At 69.7% G+C, this 26,958-nt stretch carries 22 protein-coding genes, 3 tRNA genes and 1 pseudogene; 16 read left to right on the plus strand and 10 right to left on the minus strand.

Annotated elements, in window-relative coordinates; translation table 11 throughout:
• The first annotated feature begins 565 nt into the window (after positions 1-565).
• From ppdK to ABZ826_RS01335, 3 genes are all read left to right on the plus strand, one after another.
• Positions 566-3,313, plus strand: coding sequence for a pyruvate, phosphate dikinase (gene ppdK, locus ABZ826_RS01325; RefSeq protein WP_361440353.1), 2,748 nt, complete (start codon positions 566-568; stop codon positions 3,311-3,313).
• A 509-nt stretch (positions 3,314-3,822) separates the two neighbouring features.
• The gene (locus ABZ826_RS01330; protein WP_361440356.1) at positions 3,823-4,797 is read left to right on the plus strand and encodes a winged helix-turn-helix domain-containing protein; all 975 of its coding nucleotides are present in this window, start codon (positions 3,823-3,825) and stop codon (positions 4,795-4,797) included.
• A gap of 111 nt (positions 4,798-4,908) precedes the next feature.
• Positions 4,909-5,322 (plus strand): VOC family protein, encoded by a 414-nt coding sequence (locus tag ABZ826_RS01335; protein WP_361440359.1) that lies wholly within the window; start codon positions 4,909-4,911, stop codon positions 5,320-5,322.
• A gap of 30 nt (positions 5,323-5,352) precedes the next feature.
• Here ABZ826_RS01335 and ABZ826_RS01340 read toward each other — a convergent pair whose 3' ends face one another.
• Entirely contained in the window at positions 5,353-6,282 is a 930-nt protein-coding gene (locus tag ABZ826_RS01340) for an oxidoreductase (protein WP_361440362.1), read from the minus strand.
• 178 nt (positions 6,283-6,460) lie between these two features.
• Here ABZ826_RS01340 and ABZ826_RS01345 point away from each other — a divergent pair, with 178 nt between their 5' ends.
• Positions 6,461-7,249, plus strand: a complete 789-nt coding sequence (locus tag ABZ826_RS01345; RefSeq protein ID WP_361440365.1) for a TSUP family transporter — start codon at positions 6,461-6,463, stop codon at positions 7,247-7,249.
• Positions 7,250-7,273: 24 nt separating this feature from the next.
• Here the strand turns inward: ABZ826_RS01345 and ABZ826_RS01350 are convergent, their stop codons facing one another.
• The 3 genes from ABZ826_RS01350 to ABZ826_RS01360 all read right to left on the minus strand — a co-directional run bounded on the left by ABZ826_RS01350 (position 7,274) and on the right by ABZ826_RS01360 (position 10,090).
• Positions 7,274-7,897 (minus strand): class F sortase, encoded by a 624-nt coding sequence (locus ABZ826_RS01350; protein WP_361440368.1) that lies wholly within the window; start codon positions 7,895-7,897, stop codon positions 7,274-7,276.
• Between the two features lie 117 nt (positions 7,898-8,014).
• A complete protein-coding gene (locus tag ABZ826_RS01355) occupies positions 8,015-8,734 on the minus strand; it encodes a hypothetical protein (RefSeq protein WP_361440443.1) in 720 nt (239 codons plus the stop codon).
• 555 nt (positions 8,735-9,289) lie between these two features.
• Complete coding sequence (locus ABZ826_RS01360) at positions 9,290-10,090, minus strand: aminotransferase class IV family protein (protein ID WP_361440371.1); 801 nt, start codon at positions 10,088-10,090, stop codon at positions 9,290-9,292.
• A gap of 89 nt (positions 10,091-10,179) precedes the next feature.
• On the opposite strand from ABZ826_RS01360, the gene ABZ826_RS01365 reads away from it, so the two are divergent.
• Positions 10,180-10,806, plus strand: coding sequence for an NAD(P)H-dependent oxidoreductase (locus tag ABZ826_RS01365; protein ID WP_361440374.1), 627 nt, complete (start codon positions 10,180-10,182; stop codon positions 10,804-10,806).
• An 87-nt stretch (positions 10,807-10,893) separates the two neighbouring features.
• Positions 10,894-11,232 (plus strand): divalent-cation tolerance protein CutA, encoded by a 339-nt coding sequence (gene cutA, locus ABZ826_RS01370; RefSeq protein WP_361440377.1) that lies wholly within the window; start codon positions 10,894-10,896, stop codon positions 11,230-11,232.
• A 57-nt stretch (positions 11,233-11,289) separates the two neighbouring features.
• Here cutA and ABZ826_RS01375 read toward each other — a convergent pair whose 3' ends face one another.
• Entirely contained in the window at positions 11,290-12,003 is a 714-nt protein-coding gene (locus ABZ826_RS01375) for an ElyC/SanA/YdcF family protein (protein WP_361440380.1), read from the minus strand.
• A 306-nt stretch (positions 12,004-12,309) separates the two neighbouring features.
• Here ABZ826_RS01375 and ABZ826_RS01380 point away from each other — a divergent pair.
• The 5 genes and pseudogenes from ABZ826_RS01380 to ABZ826_RS01400 form a co-directional block, all read left to right on the plus strand.
• Positions 12,310-12,438 (plus strand): annotated as a pseudogene (locus tag ABZ826_RS01380) (sirohydrochlorin chelatase); the annotation flags it as partial.
• A gap of 145 nt (positions 12,439-12,583) precedes the next feature.
• On the plus strand, positions 12,584-13,948 hold the full coding sequence (locus ABZ826_RS01385; RefSeq protein ID WP_361440440.1) for a deoxyguanosinetriphosphate triphosphohydrolase: 1,365 nt from the start codon (positions 12,584-12,586) through the stop codon (positions 13,946-13,948).
• A 254-nt stretch (positions 13,949-14,202) separates the two neighbouring features.
• The gene (locus tag ABZ826_RS01390) at positions 14,203-15,462 is read left to right on the plus strand and encodes an FAD-dependent oxidoreductase (RefSeq protein ID WP_361440383.1); all 1,260 of its coding nucleotides are present in this window, start codon (positions 14,203-14,205) and stop codon (positions 15,460-15,462) included.
• 112 nt (positions 15,463-15,574) lie between these two features.
• A complete protein-coding gene (gene dnaG / locus ABZ826_RS01395) occupies positions 15,575-17,482 on the plus strand; it encodes a DNA primase (RefSeq protein WP_361440386.1) in 1,908 nt (635 codons plus the stop codon).
• A 290-nt stretch (positions 17,483-17,772) separates the two neighbouring features.
• Complete coding sequence (locus ABZ826_RS01400; protein ID WP_361440389.1) at positions 17,773-18,876, plus strand: RNA polymerase sigma factor; 1,104 nt, start codon at positions 17,773-17,775, stop codon at positions 18,874-18,876.
• Positions 18,877-19,068: 192 nt separating this feature from the next.
• Here the strand turns inward: ABZ826_RS01400 and ABZ826_RS01405 are convergent, their stop codons facing one another.
• The 4 genes from ABZ826_RS01405 to ABZ826_RS01420 all read right to left on the minus strand — a co-directional run bounded on the left by ABZ826_RS01405 (position 19,069) and on the right by ABZ826_RS01420 (position 24,762).
• Positions 19,069-21,000 (minus strand): ABC transporter ATP-binding protein, encoded by a 1,932-nt coding sequence (locus tag ABZ826_RS01405; RefSeq protein WP_361440392.1) that lies wholly within the window; start codon positions 20,998-21,000, stop codon positions 19,069-19,071.
• Entirely contained in the window at positions 21,000-22,733 is a 1,734-nt protein-coding gene (locus tag ABZ826_RS01410) for an ABC transporter ATP-binding protein (protein ID WP_361440395.1), read from the minus strand. The genes ABZ826_RS01405 and ABZ826_RS01410 overlap by 1 nt, the downstream gene beginning before the upstream one ends.
• A 169-nt stretch (positions 22,734-22,902) precedes the next feature.
• On the minus strand, positions 22,903-24,348 hold the full coding sequence (locus tag ABZ826_RS01415; RefSeq protein WP_361440398.1) for an FGGY family carbohydrate kinase: 1,446 nt from the start codon (positions 24,346-24,348) through the stop codon (positions 22,903-22,905).
• 126 nt (positions 24,349-24,474) lie between these two features.
• Complete coding sequence (locus tag ABZ826_RS01420) at positions 24,475-24,762, minus strand: YtxH domain-containing protein (RefSeq protein ID WP_361440401.1); 288 nt, start codon at positions 24,760-24,762, stop codon at positions 24,475-24,477.
• 192 nt (positions 24,763-24,954) lie between these two features.
• Between ABZ826_RS01420 and ABZ826_RS01425 the strand changes: the two genes are divergently transcribed.
• The 4 genes from ABZ826_RS01425 (at position 24,955) to ABZ826_RS01440 (ending at position 25,816) form a co-directional block, all read left to right on the plus strand.
• A tRNA-Asn gene (locus tag ABZ826_RS01425) sits at positions 24,955-25,027 on the plus strand.
• 5 nt (positions 25,028-25,032) lie between these two features.
• A tRNA-Asn gene (locus ABZ826_RS01430) sits at positions 25,033-25,105 on the plus strand.
• Between the two features lie 233 nt (positions 25,106-25,338).
• Positions 25,339-25,412: transfer RNA gene (locus tag ABZ826_RS01435), tRNA-Ile, on the plus strand.
• A 239-nt stretch (positions 25,413-25,651) separates the two neighbouring features.
• The gene (locus ABZ826_RS01440; RefSeq protein WP_361440404.1) at positions 25,652-25,816 is read left to right on the plus strand and encodes a hypothetical protein; all 165 of its coding nucleotides are present in this window, start codon (positions 25,652-25,654) and stop codon (positions 25,814-25,816) included.
• A gap of 66 nt (positions 25,817-25,882) precedes the next feature.
• Here the strand turns inward: ABZ826_RS01440 and ABZ826_RS01445 are convergent, their stop codons facing one another.
• Complete coding sequence (locus tag ABZ826_RS01445; protein WP_361440407.1) at positions 25,883-26,392, minus strand: leucine-rich repeat domain-containing protein; 510 nt, start codon at positions 26,390-26,392, stop codon at positions 25,883-25,885.
• Between ABZ826_RS01445 and ABZ826_RS01450 the strand changes: the two genes are divergently transcribed.
• Positions 26,375-26,623 (plus strand): hypothetical protein, encoded by a 249-nt coding sequence (locus ABZ826_RS01450; RefSeq protein WP_361440410.1) that lies wholly within the window; start codon positions 26,375-26,377, stop codon positions 26,621-26,623. The genes ABZ826_RS01445 and ABZ826_RS01450 overlap by 18 nt on opposite strands.
• Positions 26,624-26,958: the final 335 nt, after the last annotated feature.

The raw sequence follows: 26,958 nt of genomic DNA on the forward strand, positions 1-26,958 counted from the left end.
ACTGGCGCCAGAGGCACCGCGTGCCGCTTTACCACTCCGCTCATCTGAGCGCAATATTCAATCAGATTCGGCGATATCGACCCGGGTGGCGGCCCGGATGGGTCTGTGTTGGGTACTGTGCGCCGGACTCACTCACGTTGAGCTACCTCCTGATGATCACTCGGTGACCGGTGGTCGCCGTACATGCGTCCGGATGGTGACATCTGGGCGTCGATCGTAGAGTGATTCTCACCACCCTGAGAGTCGAGTCGCTCAGATGAGCGCAAATTCGAGGGCTGCACTTCTCAAATGATGGCACTCGGTGCCAAGCTGGCCTCACTTTGATCGATCGATACTTCCATTGCGTTGTGTGATCAATGTGGGATCTTTCGTCGCACCGAGTGCTTTTTTGTTCAAGAAGTGAATGCAGTCCCTCGATCGAGGGACAGGTCCCATTACTTTCGATCTGCTGGCGGACGGGTGGTTGAGGCCTTATGACGCGCAAGTGGACGTACCCAGGCACCTTCGATCTGGGTATGTTCCTCGCCGTCAGGGCAGCCACCGCGTCCTCGAGGAGTCGAGACCCGTGTCGGAAAACAAAGATCCCCACGTATCCACCCCGGAATCCCGGGAGCCCCAGGGCCAGAAGTTCGTCTACGACTTCACCGAGGGCAACAAGGATCTGAAGGACCTGCTCGGCGGGAAGGGTGCCAACCTCGCCGAGATGACCAATCTCGGGCTCCCCGTTCCTCCGGGCTTCACGATCACCACCGAGGCGTGCAAGGTCTACCTCGACAGTGGTGAGGAGCCGACGGAGCTGCGAGCCGAGGTCAGCGCGCATCTCGAAGCCCTTGAGGCCCGGATGGGCAAGAAGCTCGGCCAGGCGGACGATCCGCTGCTGGTCTCGGTCCGCTCCGGCGCGAAGTTCTCGATGCCCGGCATGATGGACACGGTCCTCAACATCGGCCTCTCCGACGAGTCCGTGGCCGGTCTCACCGCCCAGGCCGGTGACGAGCGGTTCGCCTGGGACTCCTACCGCCGTCTCATCCAGATGTTCGGCAAGACCGTCCTCGGTGTCGACGGCGACCTCTTCGAGGAGGCGCTGGAGGCGGCGAAGGAGGCCAAGGGCGTCACGGTCGACGTGGACCTCGACGCGGCCGACCTGAAGAAGCTGGTCAAGCAGTTCAAGAAGATCGTCTCGCGGGACGCCGGACGGGACTTCCCGCAGGACCCGCGCGAGCAGATGGACCTGGCCATAAAGGCCGTCTTCGACTCGTGGAACACCGACCGGGCCAAGCTCTACCGCCGCCAGGAGCGCATCCCCGGCGACCTCGGCACGGCCGTCAACATCTGTTCGATGGTCTTCGGCAACCTCGGCCCGGACTCCGGTACGGGCGTCGCGTTCACCCGCGATCCGGCCAGCGGACACCAGGGCGTCTACGGCGACTACCTGCAGAACGCGCAGGGCGAGGACGTCGTCGCCGGCATCCGCAACACCGTGCCGCTCGCCGAGCTGGAGTCGATCGACAAGAGGTCGTACGACCAGCTGATGCAGATCATGGAGACCCTCGAAACGCACTACAAGGACCTGTGCGACATCGAGTTCACCATCGAGCGCGGCCGGCTCTGGATGCTCCAGACCCGGGTCGGCAAGCGCACCGCCGGTGCCGCCTTCCGGATCGCCACCCAGCTCGTCGACCAGGGGCTGATCGACGAGGCCGAGGCGCTCCAGCGGGTCAACGGGGCGCAGCTGGCGCAGCTGATGTTCCCGCGCTTCGACGACGAAGCCGCCACCGAGCTGCTGGGCCGGGGCATCGCCGCCTCGCCGGGCGCCGCGGTCGGCAAGGCCGTCTTCGACTCGTACACCGCGGTGAAGTGGTCCCGCTCCGGCGAGAAGGTCATTCTCATCCGCCGCGAGACCAACCCCGACGACCTCGACGGCATGATCGCGGCCGAGGGCATCCTGACCTCGCGCGGCGGCAAGACCTCGCATGCCGCCGTCGTCGCCCGCGGCATGGGCAAGACCTGTGTCTGCGGCGCCGAGGACCTCGAAGTCGACACCAAGCGCCGCCGGATGACGGTGGGCGGCCGGGTCATCGAGGAGGGGGACGTCGTCTCCATCGACGGTTCCACCGGCAAGGTGTACCTCGGTGAGGTCCCCGTCGTGCCGTCCCCGGTCGTCGAGTACTTCGAGGGCCGGATGCACGCGGGCGCCGACGACGCCGACGAGCTGGTCGCCGCCGTGCACCGGATCATGGCGTACGCGGACCGGGTGCGCCGGCTGCGGGTGCGGGCCAACGCCGACAACGCCGAGGACGCGCTGCGGGCCCGCCGCTTCGGCGCCCAGGGCATCGGCCTGTGCCGTACCGAGCACATGTTCCTGGGTGAGCGCCGCGAGATGGTCGAGAAGCTGATCCTCGCGGACACCGACGCCGAGCGCGAGACCGCGCTGGACGAGCTGCTGCCGCTCCAGAAGGCCGACTTCATCGAGCTGTTCGAGGCGATGGACGGACTGCCCGTCACCGTACGGCTGCTCGACCCGCCGCTGCACGAGTTCCTGCCCGACATCACCGAGCTCTCGGTACGTGTCGCGCTCGCCGAGTCCCGCAAGGACGCCAACGAGAACGACCTGCGACTGCTCCAGGCCGTCCACAAGCTGCACGAGCAGAACCCGATGCTCGGTCTGCGCGGCGTCCGTCTCGGTCTCGTCATCCCCGGCCTGTTCGCCATGCAGGTCCGGGCGATCGCCGAGGCCGCCGCCGAGCGCAAGAACGCCAAGGGCGACCCGCGCGCCGAGATCATGATTCCGCTCGTCGGCACGGTCCAGGAGCTGGAGATCGTCCGCGAGGAGGCCGACCAGGTCATCGCCCAGGTCGAGGCCGCCACCGGCACCCGGCTGAAGCTGACCATCGGCACCATGATCGAGCTGCCGCGTGCCGCGCTGACCGCCGCTCAGATCGCCGAGGCCGCGCAGTTCTTCTCCTTCGGCACGAACGACCTCACGCAGACGGTGTGGGGCTTCTCCCGTGACGACGTGGAGGCCTCGTTCTTCACCGCGTACCTGGAGAAGGGCATCTTCGGGGTGTCGCCGTTCGAGACGATCGACAAGGACGGCGTCGGCTCACTGGTCCGCAGCGCCGTCGCGGCCGGCCGGGCCACCCGCCCGGACCTGAAGCTCGGCGTCTGCGGCGAGCACGGCGGCGACCCGGAGTCGGTGCACTTCTTCCACGAGGTGGGCCTGGACTACGTGTCCTGCTCGCCGTTCCGCATCCCCGTCGCCCGGCTGGAGGCGGGCCGGGCGGCGGCGGACTCGACGGGCAGCGACAGCCGCTGACCCGGCGCACCCGGCCCCGGGGCCACCGTCGGCTCACTCGTACCCTCACCGACCCGACGGCGGCCCCGGAACCACCGAAGGCGGCGGCACCCCGTGCGGGGGTGCCGCCGCCTCGTTTTGTTCTGTGGAAAAGCGTTGTTCGGCGTTGTGTCCTTTCTTCGCCCCCGCACGCAGTTCAATACGCAAAGTTCGTTCAATATGCAAAGACATGGGCCGGTATCGGACCGGGGTGCGGTCCGTGGATCCCCATCCATGGACCGCACCCGGCTTACCCCCGCCGGGCACGGAGCCGCACCGTCGCCGACCGCCGCCGAACGAGCAAAACCCCCCACGGCCTTCACTCGCTCTTCCGGTGGCTCCGGATTCGTACCCGACGTCGTACAGCTTTTCGGGTGATGGCACCTGTGGGCGAGACGTTTCACCTCTGGCCGAAACCCCGTGGTGACGTGCTGTTATGGGTCGCATACCCTGGGGTGGGGGTAATTGCAGGTGCAACAGGTGGGGGTTCGGTGCTGCGTATCCACATGTCCGGGGTGGACCTTTCCAAGGTGCGGATGGCCACCCGGCCGGATGTGCTGTGGGAAACCATTCTGAGTTTCCACCGGCTGAGGGACCGCCGCGGTTCCACGGTGTTCGGGGAATGGCGTAAGGAAACCCGGCCCCGGTTGAATGGTGAAGTACGCGCGCTGGCCGCCGTGATTCCACCGCGCGGCTATTTCCCGGACTTTCTGACGCCTTCTCAGGAAAGTGGTGAGCCATACGGCATCAGCGCCGGAATGGAGGCGCTCCGTGACACCCCGCCCCGGCGGATCCGCGCCGAACTCGCCCTGCTGAGTGCCGAACGCCGCGAGGCGGGCCGCGTCCCCCACAGGCGCGTCGAGTCGCTCGACCGGCTCATCGGCGCCCTGCGCAGCTACCACCGCGCCGCGATCGAACCGTACTGGCCGCACATCCAGGCCAGTGTCGAGGCCGATCGCGCCGTCCGCGGCCGCGCACTCCTGGACGGCGGGGCGGAAGAGCTGCTGGCCTCCCTCCCGCCCATGATCCGCTGGCGGGCCCCCGTGCTGGAGGCGGACTACCCCGTCGACCGCGAGCTCCACCTCGACGGCCGGGGACTGCTGCTCCAGCCGTCCTTCTTCTGCCGGGTCACCCCGGTCGTCCTCCGCGACCCGCGGCTCCCGCCGGTCCTGGTCTACCCGGTCACCCACTCCCGCGCCCCGGTCTTCGCGGAACCGGGGCCCTGGCTCGGCCGACTCCTCGGGCACACCCGCTCCACGGTCCTGAGCGCCATCGGCAACGGCTGCACGACCAGCGAACTCGCCCGCCGGGCCGGAGTCTCCCTCGCCTCGGCGAGCCAGCACGCCCGTGTGCTGCGCGAGGCCGGCCTGATCCACACGCTGCGGCACGGCAGCTCGGTCCTGCATACGCTGACCCCGCTGGGCGGATCGCTGCTCCGGGGCGGCGCGCCGCTCGCCATGTCCTGAATCCGGGGGCGGAAGATTTCCTCGCCGGTACCGATGAGTTCTGTGAGTTCCGTGCCGCCCCGTCGTCCACCTGTCGTACATCGTTCGAACACCAGAGAGAACGGAACGGCCATGCCTCAGATGATCTTCGTGAACCTGCCGGTCAAGGACCTTGAGACGACCAAGGCCTTCTTCGGCAAGCTCGGCTTCTCGTACAACCCGCAGTTCAGCGACGAGAACACCGCGTGTCTCGTCATCAGCGACACCATCTTCGCCATGCTCCTCACCGAGCCCCGCTTCAAGGAGTTCACCAAGAAGGAGGTCGCCGACGCCTCGAAGGCCACCGAGGTGATCCTCGCGCTGAGCGCGGAGAGCCGCGAGAAGGTGGACGAACTGGTCGACACCGCCCTGGCCTCCGGAGGATCGCCCGCCAACGAGACGATCGACTTCGGTCACATGTACGGCCGTTCCTTCCAGGACCCGGACCACCACATCTGGGAGGTCATGTGGATGGACCCCGCAGCCGTCGAGGGGCAGCAGGCCTGAGGCCGACGGCGGTCGGCGGGCCGCCGGGTCTCAGGACCCGAGGCCCGGATACGTCACCGCCGTGAGCTGCTCGGACGCCACCCAGAGCCGCTCGCTCGCCACGTCGTCGAGCGTCCAGCCCGCCCGCCACGACGGGGCGGGCGCACCGCGCCAGCCCAGCAGCCTCGGCCCGGTGAACGAGTCGGGGCGTACGCCGGGCGCGGTGGCCGCGTACAGAGTGGGCAGCGCTCCGGACGACGCGGGCTGGGCGATGATCCGGTTGCCGAGCTCGAACACCCGCTCCGCCGCCTTGCGGCTCTCCATCCGGACGCCCGCCGTCTGCAGATTGGTCGCCGCGTATCCGGGGTGCGCCGCGGCGGCCACCACCCCGGAACCGGCCGCCGACAGCCGCCGTGCCAGCTCGTGGACGAAGAGCAGATTGGCGGTCTTCGAGCGGCCGTAGGCGATCCAACGGCGGTAGTTCCGCTCGCTGTTGAGATCCCCGATGTCGATGTTGGACAGGGCGTGCATCCCGCTGGAGACGCTCACCACGCGCGCCCCCGGGGTGTCGAGAAGCTTCGGGAGCAGCAGCCCGGTGAGGGCGAAGTGCCCGAGATGGTTGACGCCGAACTGCCTCTCGAAGCCGTCGGCCGTCTTCCCGTACGGCAGCGCCATCACACCCGCGTTGTTGATCAGCAGATCGATCCGGCCGGGCGCGCGGACCGCGGCGAACTCGCGTACGGAATCCAGATCGGCCAGATCGAGCGGTACGAACTCCACGTCCGCGCCGGTCACGGCCGTCCGGATCCGGGACTCGGCCTCCTTGCCGCGCGTCTCGTCACGGCAGGCGAGCAGCACCCGCGCGCCGTGCCGGGCCAGCTCCCGTGCCGTGATCAGCCCGATCCCGCTGTTGGCCCCGGTGATCACGGCGGTACGGCCGCTCTGGTCGGGGATGTCGCTCGCGTTCCAGCCCTGGCTCATGGACCCCAGCGTACGACCGGGGCACGCGGGGAGAACGGGCCGGTCGGATCCCGAACGGGGGCCCCGCGGAGGCCGTTGGGGATCCGGAGGTCCGGCAACCTCAGAGTTGGCTCAACTTTCCCGCGATCCGGCCAAGGCGGTTGGACGGGGCACCTACCTCGTCCTTAGGGTCGCGATCATGCCCGACATAGCACTCACCACACTGGTTGTCCTCTGCCTCGCCGCAGCCGCGGCGGGCTGGATCGACGCGGTGGTAGGCGGCGGCGGACTGCTCCTGCTGCCCGCTCTGCTGCTGGGCCTGCCGCACGTCCCGGCCGCGCACGTCCTCGGCACGAACAAGGCGGTCGCGATCGTCGGCACGTCGGGCGCCGCCGTGACGTACGTGCGCAAGGCCCCGGTGAAGGTCGGGACGGCCCTGCGGATCGGGCTTGCGGCGCTGGCCGGATCGATGACCGGCGCGTTCTTCGCGGCCGGGATCAGCAGCGCGGTGCTGCGCCCCGTGATCATGGTGGTGCTGCTGGTGGTCGCGGCGTTCGTGATGCTGAGGCCCTCGTTCGGCGCGGCGACGGACGAGGGGGTCCGGCGCGAGATCACCCGGGGCCGTACCATCACCGCGATCGTGCTGGTCGGCGGCGGCATCGGTCTCTACGACGGGCTGTTCGGCCCCGGTACCGGAACGTTCCTGGTGCTGGCGCTCACCGCGGTGCTCCACCTCGATCTGGTGACGGCGTCCGCCACCGCCAAGATCGTCAACGTGTTCACCAATGGCGGGGCGCTGGCGATGTTCGCCTACCAGGGCAGTGTGCTGTGGCAACTGGCCGCGTTGATGGCGGTGTTCAACCTGGCCGGCGGGCTGATCGGGGCGCGGATGGCGCTCAGGAAGGGCAGCGGGTTCGTCCGCGGGGTGCTGCTGGTCGTGGTGTTCTCGCTGGTCGCGAAGCTGGCCTTCGACCAGTGGACGGCATGAGCGACCGGCGCCGGGAGGCAGGGGTCACCGCACCCCGGTGAGGTGCGCGTACGCCACCACATTGCCCTCGTAACCCGTCGTCTTCGAGAAGCCGCCGCCGCACGTGATCAGCCGCAGCGAGGCGTAGGGCGAGGCCCCGTACACCCGCTCGTCGGGGAAGTTCCGGCTCTTGTAGACCTCGATCGCGTCGAGTGAGAAGACGGCGGTACGCCCGTCCTGACGGACCACCTCGACCTTGCTGCCCTTCTGCAGGGCGCCCAGGTCGTAGAAGACCGACCGCCCCTGCGCGTTGTCGACATGACCGGCGATGATCGCGCTGCCCCTGGAGCCGGGGGGAGTGCCGTCCCGGTACCAGCCGACGACATTGCGGTTTCCGGCCGGCGGAACGTCGAGACTGCCGTCGGCCCCGAGCCCCAGCCGCATCATCGGGGCATCCACCCGGATGCTCGGGATGCGGAGCCGCACGGGCGACGACGGCCCCAGCGGTTCGGCGACCGGGGACCCCGGCTGCGGCCCGGGGCCGCCGGCGAAGGCCTGCGCGGAGGCCGGCTGGGGCGGGATCAGCTGGGCGCCGGCGCCGTGGCGGATCAGCCAGATACCGGCCAGCGCCGCGATGACCAGCAGCCAGCCCTGGGCCTTCTGGGACACGGTCGTCCTCCGGGTGACGTGGCGGAGACAGTACGGGTGCGGAGACGGTCCCGTCCCGGTGGCCGCGCGGCCACCGGGACGGATTCCAGGCGGTACGGAGACGTGAATCCGTCTCCGTCAGCCGGCTTCCTGCGTGCCGCTCGCCCGGCGACGCAGGAGCCAGGCTCCGCCGGCGACGGTCGCGGCGAGTACGCCGGCGCCCGCCGCGATCTGGGAGGTGTCGGGCCGGACACTGCCGCCGACGCCTGTTTTGACGTGCCCGCTGGGGGTGTTGGACGCGGATGAATCACCCTTTCCGGACGAGTTGTCGCGGCCGGACGAATCCCGTCCCGCGTTGTCCCGCCCGGAGCTGTCGCCTCCGGAGCCGTCGCGCCCCGGGCTGTCGCGTCCGGAGTTGTCGCGTCCGGACGACGAGTCGTTGCGCCCGGACGAACTGTCCTGCCCCGAAGACGAGTTGTTGTGTCCCGACGAACTGTCGTGGCTGCCCGAGCTCCTGTCCCCGGACTGGTTGCGATCCCCGCTCCCGCGTTCGTTCGAGCCCTCCCTGGAGGGGGCGCTGAGCCCGGAGAAGGCGTTGAGCCCGCCGACGGAGTCGAGGAGTGAGGGGACGTTGAGACCGAAGGGGGTGTTGAGCCCGGATCCGGACGAGTCGTTCGCTCCGTCCCCGTCGCGGCCGTGCCCCTCCTGGTCGCCGTTGGCCCGTGGTGCGCCCGCCGCGCCGATCCGCAGAGTGCCGATATCACTCGCGTACGCGGGCGGCCCTGCGGAGAAGAGACCGAGCGTGGCTATGGTGACCGCGGAAGCGGCGATACCGGTCACTGGGCGAGCAGGACGCATGGGGTTCCTCCGGCAACTGCGCGAGTAGGTGTGTCCTGACTCCGAGCTAACGGGCGGCCCGTCCTCCACGCCTGTTGACACCAAGTCAGCTTTCACTCGAACGGCCCGGCGCGGCATCCTTGCCAAGCGGTATGTGTGCAGGTCACAGCGGTGATCGAAGCGAGGATGACCGGTCCTTTACCGACCGGTGCCGAACGGGTGAGGCCCTCCCGGGGGAAAGTGGCGCACATCACATGCATGACCTCGTGGGTGTCGGGCACACGTCTGACACCCCCCACGGGACGGTGCACCGGGCCGCTCCCGGCCGCCGCCCTCACCGGACCCACCCCCCTGGGTCCGGTGAGGGCGGTTCCGCGTCGGGAGTCCCGGGGCGCGGTGTTCTCGGGCCGGCGTGGCCGCGGACCGGCCGACGACGCGCGCAGACACCCGGGCGTGGAGCGGCTGCCCCCTGGCGTCCGGGAGCGGGGCGGTCCCGATGTGGATCCGTATGCCCCATGCCGCACCGGCGGGGGAGCGCCGGGTGGGCCACGGGTGCCCGGCGTGAGCCAGGAGGTGTCAGATCGTGTCCCACGGCGCGTCGTCGTAGGCCTGCCCGATCCGCCTCATCAGCTCCTCGTCCACCCTGAACGCGAAGTCGTCGATCCGCCGGACCGGTGCGATCCCCTGCGAGTTGGTGAGGAATGCCGCCCCGAACGTGCCGATCCCGTCCAGCGCCACCCGACGGCGTACGGACTCCAGCCCCACGCCGGGCAGCTCCTGTTCCAGCAGTGCCATGGTGATGCCGCGCAGGCAGGGCGCGTCCGGCCAGACGATCGAAGTGCCGTCCCAGAAACCGATGTTGGTGATCGCTCCCTCCGTCACCGCGCCGTCCGGCGTGGTCAGCAGGGCCTCGTCGAAACCGGCTCGGGCGGCGAGTGTCGCGTAGTACGTCTGGCCGAACTCGCCGGGGCGCTTGATGTGCGGCACGGTCCGGGCGTAGGGAACGGACATCAGGTCGTGCGGTTCGGCGGACTTCCGCGCCGGTCCGCGCACCGTGACCATGACGGTGGTCTCCGCGTCGCCCGGCGGCAGGAAGCCGTACACCCGGGTCGAGGCGTCCCGAACCCCCGCACCGTCCAGCGCGTGCCGGATCAGCTCACGCACGCGCTCCCCGTCCAGGGCGCGCTCGAACAGCTCCCGGTTGGCGGAGTCCAGCCGGGCCAGATGCAGGGCGAGGCCGCGTACCTTTCCGTCCCTGACCTGCATGGCCGTGAAATGGCCGTAGTTGAGGAAGGCGGGAATCCGCAGATCCGCCTCGGTGGCCGGGTGCCCGTTGAACTCCGCGTACGGGAAGGGCGCGGGAGGGGGAGTCGTCATGCCGTCCACGGTATGCCGCGAGGCGCCAGGTGCGGACGCCGATGGACGGGACTTGACCTCAACCATGGTTGACATACGAGCCTCTCCGCATGGACCTCACCACAGCGCCCTCAGCCACGGCGGCCGCTACCGCCTCCACCGCGCCCCTGAAGGTCGCGGTCATTCTCGCCAGCAATCGCGAAGGACGGTTCGCCCCCGTCGTCTCCGACTGGTTCCTCTCGCACACCGCCCGCCGGCCCGGCATCGAGACCGACCTGATCGACATCGCGGAGCTCGAACTCCCGATCGCCCTCTCCTACCGGCCCGACGCCGATGCGCGGGCGCAACTGGCCGCCGTGTCGTCCAGGTTGGCGGCGGCCGACGCCTTCGTCGTCATCACCCCCGAGTACAACCACTCGTACCCGGCCCCGCTGAAGAACCTCATCGACTGGCACCACGCCGAGTGGCAGGCCAAGCCCGTCGCCTTCGTCTCGTACGGCGGGGTCTCCGGCGGTCTGCGCGCGGTCGAGCACCTGAGGCAGGTCTTCGCGGAGCTGCACGGCGTCGGCATCCGCGAAACCGTGTCGTTCCACAACGCGGGCGCCCTGTTCGACGAGGAGGGCAGGCCCAAGGACCCCTCGGCCTGCGACGTGGCGGCCAAGACACTGCTCGACCAGCTCGACTGGTGGGGGCACGCGCTGCGTGACGCCAAGGCCGTCCGCCCGTACGGCGCCTGACCGCGGGACGCTGCGCCGCGCCGTTGTGCCCCCGACAATCGACGAGGGGGGCGAGGACACCCCGTAACCGACAGGGAGGAGCCCGAGGTGACGACGCCGGCATGGCTGACCGTACTGACCACGACGGACAGCGAGGAGAAGGCCCATGCGCTGGCGCAGGGCGCGGTGGAGGCGCGGCTCGCCGCCTGCGTACAGATCTCCGCGCCCGTCACGTCGGTCTACCGCTGGCAGAACGCCATCGAGACCACCGAGGAGTGGCAGCTGCTGCTCAAGACGACGGCGGAGCGGTACGACGAACTGGAGGCCCATCTCCTGGCGGCACACGACTACGGGACGCCGGAGGTCATCGCGCTCCCGGTGGTACGAGGCAGCGCCCGCTACCTCGACTGGGTCTCCTCCGAGACCACCCCGGACGCCCCTCTCTAGCGCCTGTCGTCACATTCCCGTCGTCGTCCGAAGGGCGGCCCCGCGGCGGGGCGTCCCCTACCGCTCGTCCGCCGCCAGGGCCTCTTCGATGCCGGGTTCCTTCGGGCCGAGGAAGTGCGGTTCGCGCTTGAACGTGGACTCCAGCACCGCCTTCCCCGCCGCGAATATCTCCCGTGTTCCGCCGTAGTACCAGGTCGCATCGTGTACGGCGTCGACGCCGACGCCGTACGCGTCGATCCCGGCGCTCCGGCACAGCGCGATCGCGCGCCGGATGTGGAACCCCTGGCTCACCAGCACCGCGCGGTCGACCCCGAAGATCTTCTTCGCGCGGACGCACGAGTCCCAGGTGTCGAACCCGGCGAAGTCGCTCACGATGCGCTTGTCCGGCACGCCGTGCGCCTTCAGATACGTACGCATGGCGTCGGGCTCGTCGTACTCCTTCCGGCTGTTGTCGCCGGTCACGAGCACGACCTTCACCTTTCCGTCCCGGTACAGCTCGGCGGCGGTGTTCAGCCGGTTCGCCAGATACGGCGACGGCCTGCCGTGCCAGAGCCCGGCTCCGAACACCACGGCGACCTGCTGCGCGGGCGCGTCCGCGGTCGTCCTGACCCGGGCGTCGGCGACGGAGTACATCCAGGTCGCGGGCGTCAGCGCCGCCACACAGGCGACCATCACCCCCTGGACGAGGCGCCGCTGTCCGCGCCGCGTCCGCGGCCACCGCGGCCGGAACCGCCCGAGCCGCGCCGCCCGTCCCGGCTGCTTCTCCTCCATGGGTGCCCCCCTGCTCGTGCCGTGCGCCCTGCTGTTCCACATGATCGGACGACCGATGAGGGGAAAGGGTTCTCCATCTCCCGGTTTCGTTGATTTCGTTACCGTTTCCGATCCGGCCGCGGACACGTCGGAGCTCGATCGGCTCTTCGGTGGCGCGGCCCGGTCCTCGCCGAGAACTCCTCCCGCCCTCCACGGCCCCGGCTCCCCTCAGGCCCCGGCCCCGTCCCGGCCGCTCGACGCGCCCGTGGACAGGACCCGTCACCCGCACGCAACGGTGCGGCAACCTCGGACCCGCACCATCGGTCCATGACGGAGTCGGCACCGGCACATTCCGATGAGTCCCTGCCCCTCGACAGCACGGCGCAACTGTTGACCCGCATCACCGCACAGCTCGGCACCCAGCTCGGGCTCGTCTCCCTGAACGGAACCCGACGGCACGGGCAGGTCCCCGCCCCGGGGCCGGTCCGGCGGAGGGTGGCCGAAGTCGCGACGACCGAGTAGCTGCCGCCGGGCCGCTCGGCGCGCATCCGCCTGAGCCGCGCTGTCGGCCAGGACGTTTACTGTCGGAACCATGGACGGCATGGACGGCACGCAGGAAGCACAAGGCGCAGACGACGCACGGTGCACACACGCCACGCAGTGCGCGCACGGCACACAGGACCATGGCTCGGCCCCCTACCGCGCGGCCGACGCCGAGCGCTGGGACACCGAGCCGGACAAGCGGCCCGGCCGTACCGCGTTCCAGCGCGACCGCGCCCGTGTGCTGCACTCCGCCGCGCTGCGCCGGCTCGCGGGCAAGACCCAGGTCGTCACCCCCGGTACCCGCGGCCACGCCTGGGACGCCAGCCCGCGGACCCGGCTCACCCACTCCCTGGAATGCGCCCAGGTCGGCCGGGAGCTCGGGGCGGCGCTCGGCTGCGACCCCGATCTGGTCGAGACGGCCTGCCTCGCCCACGACCTCGGCCACCCCCCGTTCGGACACAACGGGGAGCAGGCGCTCAACGACTTCGCGTCGGACTGCGGGGGCTTCGAGGGCAACGCGCAGTCGCTGCGCCTGCTGACCCGGCTCGAACCGAAGCGGTTCGTCCCCGACACCCGGACCGGTGAGCTGGTCAGTGTCGGACTCAATCTGACCCGTGCCGCCCTGGACGCCGCCACCAAGTACCCGTGGCCGCGCGGCGGCCACCCCTTCGACCCGTACTCCCCGAAATTCGGGGTGTACGAGGACGACCTGCCCGTCTTCGAGTGGGCCCGCAGGGGCGCCCCGAAGGACCGCAAGTGCTTCGAGGCCCAGGTCATGGACTGGTCCGACGACGTCGCGTACTCGGTGCACGACTTCGAGGACGGGCTGCACGCCGGGCACATCGATCCGAACTGCCTCTACGCCGAGCCCGAGCGGAACGCGATCTGGGCGGTCGCCATCGGACGCTACGTCCCGGCGGACACCGATCCCGAGGAACTGGCCGACGCCCTCGACCGGCTCATCGGCCAGGAGTGGTGGCCGGACAACTATGACGGTTCGGCCGTCGCCCAGGCCCGGCTGAAGGACGCGACGAGCCAGCTGATCGGCCGGTTCTGTCTGGCGGCCGAGAGCGGCACTCGGCAGGCTTACGGGACGGGGCGGCTCGGCCGGTACGCGGCCGAGCTCGTCGTGCCCCGCGCGGCACGCAACGAATGCGCCGTGCTCAAGGCGGTCGCCGACCGCTACGTCATGCAGCGCCCCGAGCAGGAGGCCATCCGCGCCGATCAGCGGATCGTCATCGCGGAGCTGGCCGCCGCGCTGACCGCACGCGCCCCGGAGGGACTGGAACCGCAGTTCCGGGCGCTGTTCGACGCCGCCCCCGACGACCGGGCCCGCAAGCGGGTCCTCGTCGACCAGATCGCCGCCCTGACCGACGCCTCGGCACGCTCGCTGCACGCCTCGCTCACCGGACCCCGCCGCTGACCGGCCGAAGCCTCGCCCCGGCCGGTCACCCGGCCGTGTCGTCACCGTCGGGTGTTCCCGCGCTTGGGGCACCCGGCGCGGGAGGCCCGTTCCCACCGCCGCGCGGCTTCGTCCGCGCACCTGTCCGCGAGCCGCGCGGACTTGCCTGTGACCACTGGGTGTGACCTGATCGGTGTACACCCTCTTTCGCCATCACGCTGCGTGCGGGACGCTCGCAGTCGGGCCCCGCGCAGCAAGCACCGAGGAGGCATCAAGTGGTCGACGCACATCGGACGTTCGTCATCGTCGGCGGAGGACTGGCAGGAGCGAAGGCGGCAGAGACACTCCGGGCCGAGGGTTTCAGCGGCCGGGTGATCCTCCTCGGCGATGAACGCGATCATCCGTACGAACGGCCGCCGCTCTCCAAGGGCTATCTGTGTGGCAAGGAGGAGCGGGACAGCGTCTTCGTCCACGAGACCGCCTGGTACGCGGGCGCCGACATCGAGCTCCACCTGGGCCAGCCCGTTACCGCCCTCGACCGGCGTGCCCGCTCCGTACAGCTCGGCGACGGCACCGTCGTCCACTACGACAAGCTGCTGCTCGCCACCGGGGCCGAGCCGCGCCGCCTGCCCATCCCGGGCACGGACCTGGCCGGTGTCCACCATCTGCGCCGTCTGGCCCACGCCGACCGGCTGCGCAACGTACTGACCGCCCTCGGCCGCGACAACGGCCACCTGGTGATCGCCGGGGCGGGCTGGATCGGCCTGGAGGTCGCGGCGGCGGCGCGCGGGTACGGTGCCGAGGTCACCGTCGTCGAACCGGAGCCGACCCCGTTGCACCAGGTCGTCGGCCCCGAGCTCGGCCAGATCTTCACCGATCTGCACACCGACCACGGGGTCCGCTTCCACTTCGGCGTCCGCCTCACCGAGATCATCGGCCAGGACGGCCTGGTCCTCGCGGTCCGCACCGACGACGGCGAGGAGCACCCCGCCCACGACGTGCTCGCGGCGATCGGTGCCGCCCCCCGCACCGCGCTGGCCGAAGCGGCCGGGCTCGCCATGGCCGCGCGCAAGGACGGCGGAGGCATCGCCGTCGACGCCTCCATGCGCACCTCCGACCCGCACATCTTCGCGGCCGGCGACGTCGCCAATGTGGCCCATCCGCTGCTCGGCATCCGGCTGCGCGTGGAGCACTGGGCGAACGCGCTGCACAGCGGCCCGGCGGCGGCCCTCGCCATGCTCGGCAAGGAGGTCGGCTACGACCGGGTGCCGTACTTCTTCTCCGACCAGTACGACCTCGGTCTCGAATACTCGGGTTGGGCGCCGCCGGGCAGCTACGACCAGGTGGTCATCCGCGGCGACGCGGGAAAGCGCGAGTTCATCGCCTTCTGGCTGAAGGACCGCCGGGTGCTGGCCGGGATGAACGTCAACGTGTGGGACGTCACCGAGGACGTGCAGCAGCTGGTCAGGTCCGGCCGGCAGATCGACCCGGACGCGCTGGCCGACCCGTCGGTACCGCTGGCCGCCCTGAGCTGACCCCCAAAACCGCACCGGACCGCGCCGCGCCGAGCCGGACCGCGCCGGGCGGATTCCCCGGATCACATCGGCACGCGGCACGGCTGTCGTACCCCACCCGTAGACTTCACCCGTGGCAGGCAGGATCAATGACGACGACGTGAAGGCGGTGCGGGACGCGGTCCCGATCGACGCCGTCGTTTCCGAGTATCTCCAGCTGCGCAACGCGGGCGGTGGCAACCTCAAGGGGCTCTGCCCCTTCCACGACGAGAAGTCCCCCTCCTTCCAGGTCAGCCCGAGCAAGGGCCTCTTCCACTGCTTCGGCTGCCAGGAGGGCGGTGACACGATCGCCTTCGTGATGAAGATCGACCATCTCTCGTTCTCCGAGACGGTCGAGCGGCTCGCCGCCAAGGCGGGCATCACCCTGCGCTACGAGGAGGGCGGGTACAACCCCTCCCACCAGCGCGGTGAGCGCATCCGGCTGGTCGAGGCCCACAAGGTGGCCGCCCAGTTCTATGTCGAGCAGCTGGACAGCCCCGAGGCGGAGATCGGCCGCAAGTTCCTCGCCGAGCGCGGCTTCGACCAGGCGGCAGCCGCCCATTTCGGTGTCGGCTACAGCCCGGCGGGCTGGGACCACCTCACCCGCTATCTGCGCGGCAAGGGCTTCAGCGACAAGGAGCTGATCACCTCCGGCCTCTCCCAGGACGGCAGGCGCGGCCCGATCGACCGCTTCCGCGGCCGGCTGATGTGGCCGATCAGCGACACCTCCGGAGACGTCGTCGGCTTCGGCGCCCGGAAGCTGCGCGACGACGACAACGGACCGAAGTACCTCAACACCCCCGAGACCGCGATCTACAAGAAGTCCCAGGTGCTGTACGGCATCGACCTGGCGAAGAAGGACATCGCGAAGGCCAGCAGGGCGGTGGTCGTCGAGGGTTACACCGACGTCATGGCCTGCCATCTCGCCGGGATCACCACCGCCATCGCCACCTGCGGTACGGCCTTCGGCGGCGACCACATCAAGATCCTGCGCCGCCTCCTGATGGACAACGGCAGCGCCCGGGTGATCTTCACCTTCGACGGTGACGCGGCCGGGCAGAAGGCCGCCCTGCGCGCCTTCGAGGACGACCAGAAGTTCGCCGCCGAGACGTACATCGCGATCGCCCCGGACAACATGGACCCGTGCGATCTGCGCCTGGCCAAGGGCGACGAGGCCGTCCGCGACCTGGTCGAACCCCGTACCCCGCTCTTCGAGTTCGCGCTGCGCCAGATCGTCGGCCGGTATGACCTGGAGACCCCGGCGGGCCGCGGCGCCGCGCTCGACGAGGCGGCGCCCGTCGTCGCCCGGATCAAGAACAGCTCCTCGCAGCATGAGGTGGCCGTCCAACTGGCCGGCATGCTCGGCATCCTGGACACCCAGTTCGTGGTCAAGCGTGTCGGCCAGCTCGCCCGCTGGGCCCGCGAGCGGGGTGACCAGCGGGGCGCCGCGCAGGCCCCGCCCCGCGGCGGCCCCCGGCACGAGCAGGTCCAGGCGCCGACCGCGCGCTCCGGCCCCGCCCTCAACCTCCGCAGCCCTGCCCACCGCACCGAGCGCGAGCTGCTGAAGCTCGCCCTGCAGAAGCCCGCTCTCGTCTCTCCGGCCTTCGACGCCTACGGGGTCGACGAGTTCACCGCCCCGCCGTACGCCGCGGTCCGGCAGTGCGTCGCGGAGGCGGGCGGCGCCGAGATGGGCGTCCCCGAGACCCGCGAATACCTGGTCCAGGTCCTGGAGGCGGCCCCCGACGACAGGGTGCGCAATCTGGTCACCGAGCTGGCCGTCGAGGTCTTCCACGGCAAGACCATCGACGAGACCTATGCGGGCATGCAGCTCGTCCAGGTCCGGCTGCGCGCCGTCGACCGCCGGATCAACGACGTCCAGGGCAGCCTCGCCCGCCTCGGCAGCAATGTCGCGCCCGACCAGCTGGCCGCCGCGCAGAACGAGGTCTGGGTCCTCCAGCAGTACGCCGAGTCGCTGCGCAACAACGGCGCCGACGCGCTCTGACCCGAGGTCCGGGCGAGGTGTCGGCGGTGCTGCGGTGACGGCGCACCGGGCGCGTTCGGCCGTCGCTGTGTCGTCCGTCGCCGGGCGGGCTCGAAACTCCCGCCCCTCCCCGTCCGCGTAACCGCTCGGTCACGGACCGGACTCAGAAAGTCCCCGCACGCCCCTCGTGGCAGCGATGTGTCTTCCCCCACACTGGGGGGCGGTGCCTGAGTCATCGGAGCGCGGCCGGTCCACCGGACCGTGGTCCGCCATCCCCGCGATCCGGCAGCGATCACCTGGAGGTCGCCCCCGTGCAGACCCGGACCCTGACCGAAACCGAGCATGTCTCGGCCATCCCCGCGCAGAACCGGGCCGTGCGTCATCCGGAGGCCGTGGCGGAGCCGCAGAAACCGTCCGATCCACCCGACCCACCCGAGGCACTCATGGAGGAGCCACCGGAGGCCCCCGACCCCCCGGAGCCGCGCGGCCGACCGGAGACGGCCGGTCCGTCCTCCGATCTCTTCCGCCAGTATCTGCGGGAGATCGGCCGGATCCCGCTGCTCACCGCCGCCGACGAGGTGGAGCTCGCCCGCCGGGTCGAGGCCGGTCTCTTCGCCGAGGAGCGGCTCGCGAGCACCCCGGACCCGGACAGCCGACTGGCCGTCGATCTGGACCGGTTGGTGGTCATGGGGCGGATGGCGAAGCGCCGGCTCATCGAGGCCAACCTCCGCCTCGTCGTCTCCGTCGCCAAACGCTATGTCGGCCGCGGGCTGACCATGCTCGATCTGGTCCAGGAGGGAAACCTCGGACTGATCAGGGCGGTCGAGAAGTTCGACTACGCCCGGGGGTACAAGTTCTCGACGTACGCGACGTGGTGGATTCGTCAGGCCATGTCCCGCGCCCTCGCCGACCAGGCGCGGACCATACGGGTCCCGGTCCATGTCGTCGAACTGATCAACCGCGTCGTACGGGTCCAGCGCCGGATGCTCCAGGAACGCGGCTACGAGCCGACGCCCGAGGAGGTCGCCGACCAGCTCGACCTCACCCCGGAGCGCGTCGGCGAAGTGCTCCGGCTCGCCCTGGAACCCGTCTCGCTGCACGCCCCGGTCGGCGAGGAGGACGATGTCGCACTCGGCGATCTGATCGAGGACGGCGATGCCGCGTCCCCGGTCGAATCCGCCGCGTTCCTGCTGCTGCGCGAACATCTGGAAGCGGTGCTCTCCACCCTCAACGAGCGTGAGCGCAAGGTGGTCCAGCTGCGCTACGGGCTGGCCGACGGGCGGCCCCGCACGCTTGAGGAGATCGGCAGGATCTTCGGCGTGACACGCGAACGCATCCGCCAGATCGAGTCCAAGACCCTCAACAAGCTGCGGGACCATGCCTTCGCCGACCAGCTGCGCGGCTACCTCGACTGACCGGGCGCCGTGGCCGGACAGACGGCCGGCCGGCCACACGGCCGGACAGATGGACAGACGGACGGACAGTCGGACGGCCCGGCCGGGCCGGGCCGGATCCGTGGAGCCGTCGCCCGGGAGCGGACGGCCTCGGACGAAAGGGGCCCGTACCGCAGACCGGCGGTACGGGCCCCGTCACGTGCCGCGCTTGCGTCAGTCGACCTCGGCGACCGCCTGCGCGAACTGCGCCGAATACAGCCGGGCGTACGCGCCCTCGGCATCCAGCAGCTCGTCGTGCGTGCCCTGCTCGACGATCGAGCCGTTCTCCATCACCAGGATGACGTCGGCATCCCGGATGGTGGAGAGCCGGTGCGCGATCACAAAGCTCGTACGGCCGTGCGCCAGGCGCGCCATCGCCTTCTGGATCAGCACCTCGGTACGGGTGTCGACGGAGCTCGTCGCCTCGTCGAGCACGAGTATCACCGGGTCGGACAGGAACGCCCGCGCGATGGTGATGAGCTGCTTCTCGCCCGCGCTGACACCGGAGCCCTCGTCGTCGATCACCGTGTCGTAACCGTTCGGCAGGGTACGGATGAAGCGGTCGGCGTGGGCCGCCCGCGCCGCCTCCTCGATCTCCTCCCGGCTGACCTCGCGCGAAGCGCCGTACGCGATGTTCTCCGCGATGGACCCGCCGAACAGCCAGGTGTCCTGGAGGACCATGCCGATCCCCGAGCGCAGGTCGTCGCGCGACATGTTCGACACGTCGACCCCGTCGAGGGTGATCCGGCCACCCGTCACCTCGTAGAACCGCATCAGCAGATTGACGAGCGTGGTCTTGCCGGCGCCGGTCGGGCCGACGATCGCGACCGTGTGACCCGGCTCGACGTTCAGCGACAGGTTCTCGATGAGCGGCTTCTCCGGGTCGTAACGGAACGAGACCTTCTCCAGCGAGACGCTGCCCCGCAGCTCCTCGGGGCGCTCGCCCGTGCCCGGCGCGGGGTCGGCGCCCTGCTCCTCGGCGTCCAGCAGTTCGAAGATCCGCTCGGCCGACGCGACACCCGACTGCACCAGGTTCGCCATCGAGGCGACCTGGGTCAGCGGCATCGAGAACTGCCGCGAGTACTGGATGAACGCCTGCACATCACCGATCGACAGTGATCCCGAAGCGACCCGCAGACCACCGACGACGGCGATCAGCACATAGTTCAGGTTGGAGACGAACATCATCAGCGGCTGCATGATCCCGCTGTTGAACTGTGCCTTGAAGCCCGCCTCGTACAGCGCCTCGTTCTGCTCGGCGAAGTCCTTCGCGGACTCCTCCTGCCGCCCGAAGACCTTCACCAGGGTGTGCCCGGTGTACATCTCCTCGATATGGGCGTTGAGCTTGCCCGTCACCTTCCACTGCTGCACGAACTGGGGCTGCGAGCGCTTGCCGACCTTCGTCGCCACGACCACCGAGAGCGGCACCGTCACCAGGGCGACCACCGCCAGCAGCGGTGAGATCCAGAACATCATGATCAGCACGCCGATGATGGTGAGCAGGGAGTTGATGAGCTGACCCATCGTCTGCTGCATCGTCTGCGAGATGTTGTCGATGTCGTTCGTCGCCCGGCTGAGCACCTCGCCGCGCTTGGCCTGGTCGAAGTAGGACAGCGGCAGCCGCGACAGCTTGGTCTGGATGTCCTCGCGCAGCCGGAACACGACCCGGTTGATGATCCGGATCGACATCCGTGTCGACACCAGCATCAGCAGCCCGGCACCGACGTAGACCGCCAGCGCCACCAGCAGCACGTCGCCCACCGCACCGAAGTCGATGCCGTGGCCGGGGACGAAGTCCACGCCGGAGAGCATGTCGGCCAGGCCGCTGCTGGTCCTGCGCAGGCCCTCGATGGCCTGTTCCTTGGTCGTCCCCTCCGGCATCCGCCGGCCGATGACCCCGGCGAACACCAGGTCGGTCGCCCTGCCGAGGATTTTCGGCCCGACCACCGAGAGGGCGACGCTCAGCACACCGGCCGCCAGCATCGCGTACAGCGACGCCTTCTCCGTGGCGAAGCGCTTCAGCAGCCGCTTTGAGGACCCCTTGAAGTCCATGGACCGGTCGGTCGGAGCCCCGCCCGCCATCATGCGTCCGCCAGGCCCGGCCATTACGCGGCCTCCGCTTCCGTCAGCTGGGAGAGCACGATCTCCCGGTACGTTTCATTGCCGTCCATCAGCTCGTGATGGGTGCCGGAGCCGACGACCCGGCCCTCGTCCAGCACCAGGATGCGGTCGGCGTCACGGATGGTGGACACCCGCTGGGCCACGATCACCACGGTCGCCTCGGCCGTCTCCCGCGAGAGCGCCCCGCGCAGCGCGGCGTCGGTCGCGTAGTCGAGCGCGGAGAACGAGTCGTCGAAGAGATAGATCTCCGGCCGCTGCACCAGCGTCCTGGCGATCGACAGACGCTGGCGCTGTCCGCCGGAGACATTGGTGCCGCCCTGCGCGATCGGCGCGTGCAGGCCGTGCTCCAGCGCCTCGACGAACTCCTTGGCCTGCGCGACCTCCAGCGCCTGCCACAGCTCCTCGTCGGTGGCGTCCGGGTTTCCGTACCGCAGATTCGTCGCCACCGTCCCGGAGAACAGATACGGCTTCTGCGGAACGAGACTCACGGTCTTCGCCAGCAGCGTCGGGTCCAGCGTCCGTACGTCCGTGCCGTCGACCAGTACCTGACCGTCCGTCACATCGAACAGCCGCGGTACGAGTCCGAGCAGCGTCGACTTCCCGCTGCCCGTCGACCCGATGATCGCGGTGGTCTCGCCGGGGCGGGCCACCAGATCCACCGACCGCAGCACCGGCTCCTCGGCGCCCGGGTAGCGGAAGTCCGCGCCGCGGACCTCCAGATGACCGTGGGCGCGCAGTTCGCGGACCGGCTCGACGGGCGGAACCACGCTCGACCCGGTCTCCAGGACCTCCTGGATGCGCTCGGCACAGACCTCGGCGCGCGGCACCATCATGAACATGAAGGTGGCCATCATCACCGACATGACGATCTGCATCAGATAGGCGAGGAACGCGGTCAGCGCGCCGATCTCCATACCGCCGCTGTCGATGCGGTGGGCGCCGAACCAGACCACGGCGATCGAGGACACGTTCACGACCGTCATCACGGTCGGGAACATCAGCGCCATCAGCCGGCCCGTGGACAGCGCCACATCGGTCAGCTCGTTGTTGGCACCGCGGAAGCGCTCCTCCTCGTAACGATCGCGGACGAAGGCGCGGATGACGCGGTTGCCGGTGATCTGCTCACGCAGCACCCGGTTCACGGTGTCGACCCGCTCCTGCATGGTGCGAAACAGCGGCCGCATCCGCTTGACGATCAGGCTCACCGCGATGCCGAGCACCGGCACCACCGCGAGCAGCACCGCCGACAGCGGGACGTCCTGGCCGAGCGCCATGATGATGCCGCCGACGCACATGATCGGCGCCGAAACCATCAGGGTGAACGTCATCAGCACCAGCATCTGGACCTGCTGGACGTCATTGGTCGTACGCGTGATCAGCGAGGGCGCGCCGAACCGCCCGACCTCACGTGCGGAGAACGACTGCACCCGGTCGAAGATCGACGCCCGGACGTCACGGCCGAGGGCGGAAGCGGTGCGGGCGCCGTAGAAGACGGCCCCCATGTTGCAGACCACCTGGCCGATGCTGACGGCGATCATGATGCCGCCGAACTCCAGGATGTAGCCCGTGTCCCCCTTGACGACACCGTTGTCGATGATGTCGGCGTTCAGGGTGGGCAGATACAGGGTGGCGCAGGTCTGCAGGAGTTGGAGAAGGACCAGCAGCAGGATGGGTTTCTTGTACGGGCCGAGATAGGCCCGCAGTAGTTTTATGAGCACGCGTGTCTCTCGGAGTCGGCAGAGGTCGGGAGTCGCCCCATTTTCCGGCACCGCGCGCTGCGCCCGCGAACGTTTTTATTCAAGACCGAGTAAAAAAACAGACCGAGTACACGTGTTGAGGGACGGCCTCCGCCAGACGTGCCCGGTCAGGTCACCCAGGGTGAGCGGATCAGGGCGCGGAGTCGAACGCTCCCGGATGGATCTGGTCCCGCGTCGCCACGTACTGCTGGCGCACCGCCTGCCCGACCGCCAACTCCTCGCCCGGCTCCAGCACCTGCGCCGCGGCCCCCTGCCAGGCCGGGGGAGTGTGCGGATCGGCCGTCCCCTGCGAGACCCCCAGCGCCCAGGCCGCCTGCCGGGCCGCGCCCAGCGCCGCGTACTCGGCGGGCTGCGGCACGATCACCTGCGTGCCGAACAGCGCGGGTGCGAGCCCCTGCACGGCGGGCAGTTCGGCCGCCGCCCCCAGCAGGAACACCCGCCGCACCTCCACGCCGCGGCCGCGCAGCACATCGAGCGCGTCGGCCAGCGAGCACAGCATCCCCTCGAAGGCGGCCCGCGCCAGGTGCTCCGGCTTCATCGACTCGCGCCGCAGCCCGCACAGCGTCCCGGCCGCGTGCGGCAGGTGCGGGGTGCGCTCACCCTCCAGATACGGCAGGAGTACGAGCCCGGAGGCGCCCGGTGTCGACTTCAGCGCCAGCGCGGACAGCTCCTCCAGCCCCTCCGTGCCCAGCATCTCGGCGGTCCCGCGCAGCGCGCGTACCGCGTTCGACGTGTACACCACCGGCAGATGCATCCCGGTCGCGTCCGCGAACGAGGTGATCATTCCGTTCGGATCGGAGAGCGCCTCGTGGTGCACCGCCATGACCGAACCGGAAGCGCCCAGCGACACCACCGCGTCGCCGACCCCGACCCCCAGCCCGAAGGCCGCCGCCATCGTCTCGCCGGTCCCCGCGGAGATCAGCAGTCCCTCGGGCGTCGTCCCCGCCGCGTCGGAGGGGCCGAGCACCTCGGGCAGCGTGGCCTGGTGGCCGAGCGCGAGCTCCACCAGGTCGGGCCGGTAGGAGCCGCTGCCCGCCGACCAGTAACCGGTGCCGGACGCGGCACCCCGGTCGGTGGTCCGCCGGGCCGGCCGCCCCAGCAACTGCCACACCAGCCAGTCGTGCGGCTGCAGCACCGAGGCCACGCGCCGGGCCGCCTCCGGCTCGGTCCGCGCCAGCCAGCGCAGCTTCGACACCGGCTGCGCGGCCTGCGGCACCGTGCCGACCGCCTCGGCCCAGGACTGCCGTCCGCCGAGCGCGTCGATCAGGTCGGCGGCGGCGACCTGTGCCCGCTTGTCGTTGCCGAGCAGCGCCGGACGCACGAGATTGCCCTGGTGGTCGAGCGGCACCAGACCGTGCTGCTGTGCGGAGACGCCGATGGCCTGCACACCTTCGAGCAGTCCGTCGGTGGCGGCCTCACCCAGCGAGAGCAGCCATGCCTGCGGGTCGACCTCGGTGGCCTTCGCCTCGACGGGGTGTGCGGCGTACCCCCGGCGCAGCACGGCGCCGGTGTCCGTATCGCAGACCACGATGTGCGTGAAGGCGGAAGAACTGTCCAAGCCGGCGACTATGCCCATGCCCAAGATTCTGCCGCACCGCCGGAGCTTTTCCGTACCGGTGGTGCGGCAGTGGGCGGACGGGTCCGGCAACACGGCGGGGCGCGGTGCCGGACCCCGCGAGCCCGGCAGGATCCTGAAGAGGGCCTATGTGTTGCTGGTGCCCCAGTCGTCCTCGCCGTTCCGGCCGCGGTCCCGCAGGGAGCGCACCCGGTCGGTCACCGAGGCGGGCACCTTCTCGCTCACCGAGCGGTACGCCTTGCCGGCCAGATCACGGCCGCTCTGCGCCGCGGACTCGGCGGTGTTGCGCACGGCCGGATTCTGGGCGAACTGACGTGCGGACTTCTTCATCTCCTCGTAGCGCTCGCGCCCGGCCCGCGTGCCGATCACGTATCCGAGAGCCAGTCCGGCGATGAACGTGAGCCGGTACCGCATGGCTACCACCCTTCCTTGCTCAGTGCGACGCTCAGTCTGACGTGTGCTGCCCGCCTACCCGCGGGCACCCGAGATCACCCCGGGCGATACCGATTGGCAAAGCACCCCCCTGCTTGCGCTAATGTATGTGTCGCAGCGAACGCGCGCCGCCCGGCAGAGCCAGGCAGGTAGGGTTCGGTGCAAACGCAGCAATCCCCTGTAGCTCAATTGGCAGAGCAGCCGGCTGTTAACCGGCAGGTTACTGGTTCGAGTCCAGTCGGGGGAGCGCGATCCCCTGTAGCTCAATTGGCAGAGCATTCGGCTGTTAACCGGAGGGTTACTGGTTCGAGTCCAGTCGGGGGAGCGGAACGGAAGAGGACCCTGCGGGGTCCTTTTTCGCGTGCCCGCGGCTGTCCGTCTCCGTGGTGCGGGTGGGGTTCACGTGACTCTTTCGCGTGTACTTCGCGCCATCCGGAACCGGGCAGGGGGCGATGCGGTCTTCATGGTCAGGTGAAGCCGACCATCCGGAGCGAGAGATCGTATGACCGGCTATGCTGCGGCAGACGGCGCGCACACTTGTACGCGCCACGCCGAAAAGGGGCGGTAGCTCAGCCGGTTAGAGCAGCGGACTCATAATCCGTCGGCCGTGGGTTCGAGTCCCACCCGCCCCACTGCGAGTCGCAGGCGAAGAAACGATCTCACCTGCAGCTTTGGCGTTTTCGGGGTCTGTCGTGCCATCAGGCGAGCCGAGCTCAAGCCTTTGGCTGGGAACGACCTGGGAACGAGAGTCCCCGAGTGGGACCTGCTCGCGCCGACGGCGCGGCACGAGGGAGGCCGCCTTCTCGGCCGCGTCGCGCCCGACTCCACCCAGCAGGTGTGAGTGCAGGTCTGTGGTGATCGTCACCGTGGAGTGCCCGAGGCGCTTCGACACGATCGCCATGTCGACCCCGGCGGCGAGCATCAGGGACGCCTGCCCGTGCTCACCGTCATGGACGCGCACGCCGAGCTGTTCGGCTTCCCCGTCGACGGCGACCGCCGCTCTGCCGACCAAGAAGCGGCACAGCTCGATGCGTAGCTGACAGAGTGAGCTCTACAGCACAGCCCCGCTGACCAGCGGGGCTGTGCTGCGTATGGGAAGACGTCAGGCCCAGTCAGCCGATGGCTGGGCCGCGTCCCATCCGCCCATGTGAGGCCGGGGAGCGTGCTTGGCGGCGCCGGGCGGCAGCGCGGCGACGCAGGCGGTCGAGCAGGCGTTGACGAGCAGCGGCAGGACGTCGGTGGCGACCACGAGCGAGATCCACCGCTGGTGAAGCTCTGGTCCCTCCACCGGCCCGTCACAGACACTGCACGTGCTGATTGCTGTCGTGCCCCACTCCTTCGGGTCGAGCGCGGCGAGGTGGCCGCCGGATTGGGCCTCGCTCGTCGTCCGCAGCTGGGGGAAGGGCGGGCGAAGCTTGAAGTTGCCGAACAGGGAGCGGGTGCTGACCGTGCTCCTCGCCAGCTTTGAGCACCGAGTGATCTCGTATGGGAACCAGTGCAGCCGGTGGGAGGTGTACGGGCTGAACTCCTCCAGATTGGTCATGGCGCCGATCTCCGGAGGAATCCGGACGAGATTGCTGCCGTAGAGCCTCAGATGCGTGACCTCGGTCAACCGGGCGATACTCGCGGGCAGGGTGATGACGTCGCGCCGCTCTTGTGGGCTGAGCTCTACGAGCGGGTTGAACTCCTCCCTGCCGTCCGCAGCCGCCTCTTCGACGAGCGCGAGAAGATGCAGCCAACCCGCCGAAGACGTGTCCTGATGCTCTTCGTGAAAGCCGACCTGGGCACGTGGTTGAACCTTGTACTGATCGAGCAGGTGCAGCGTTCCCGGTGGATGGGCTGACCATCCGGCCCGATTCCTTCGGGCCATCGGTTCGCGAACAGGCGGGGCTCGGGCGATGTGTCATCCATACGGTCAAGATAGAAATCCGGCAGGACGATCGCACTGGGTTTCGATACTAATCGCTGTGCACGTCCTGGCTGCTGCGATGCATGGTCCAGGCTCGGGCGGCAGCGATCAGGGGGGGGTGCCTCTATGTCGTTCGTCAATCCCGCGCTGTCGGTTTTGGGGGTGTTGGTCCCATTCATGCGGCGAGGGTGACGGTGGGGGTTCGGGACTCGTAGAAGGTGCCGTCGCGGAGCATCGCGAACAGGACGCTGATGCGCTGGCGGGCGAGG

Source organism: Streptomyces sp. NPDC047515 (genome assembly GCF_040643055.1).
GTDB lineage: Bacteria > Actinomycetota > Actinomycetes > Streptomycetales > Streptomycetaceae > Streptomyces.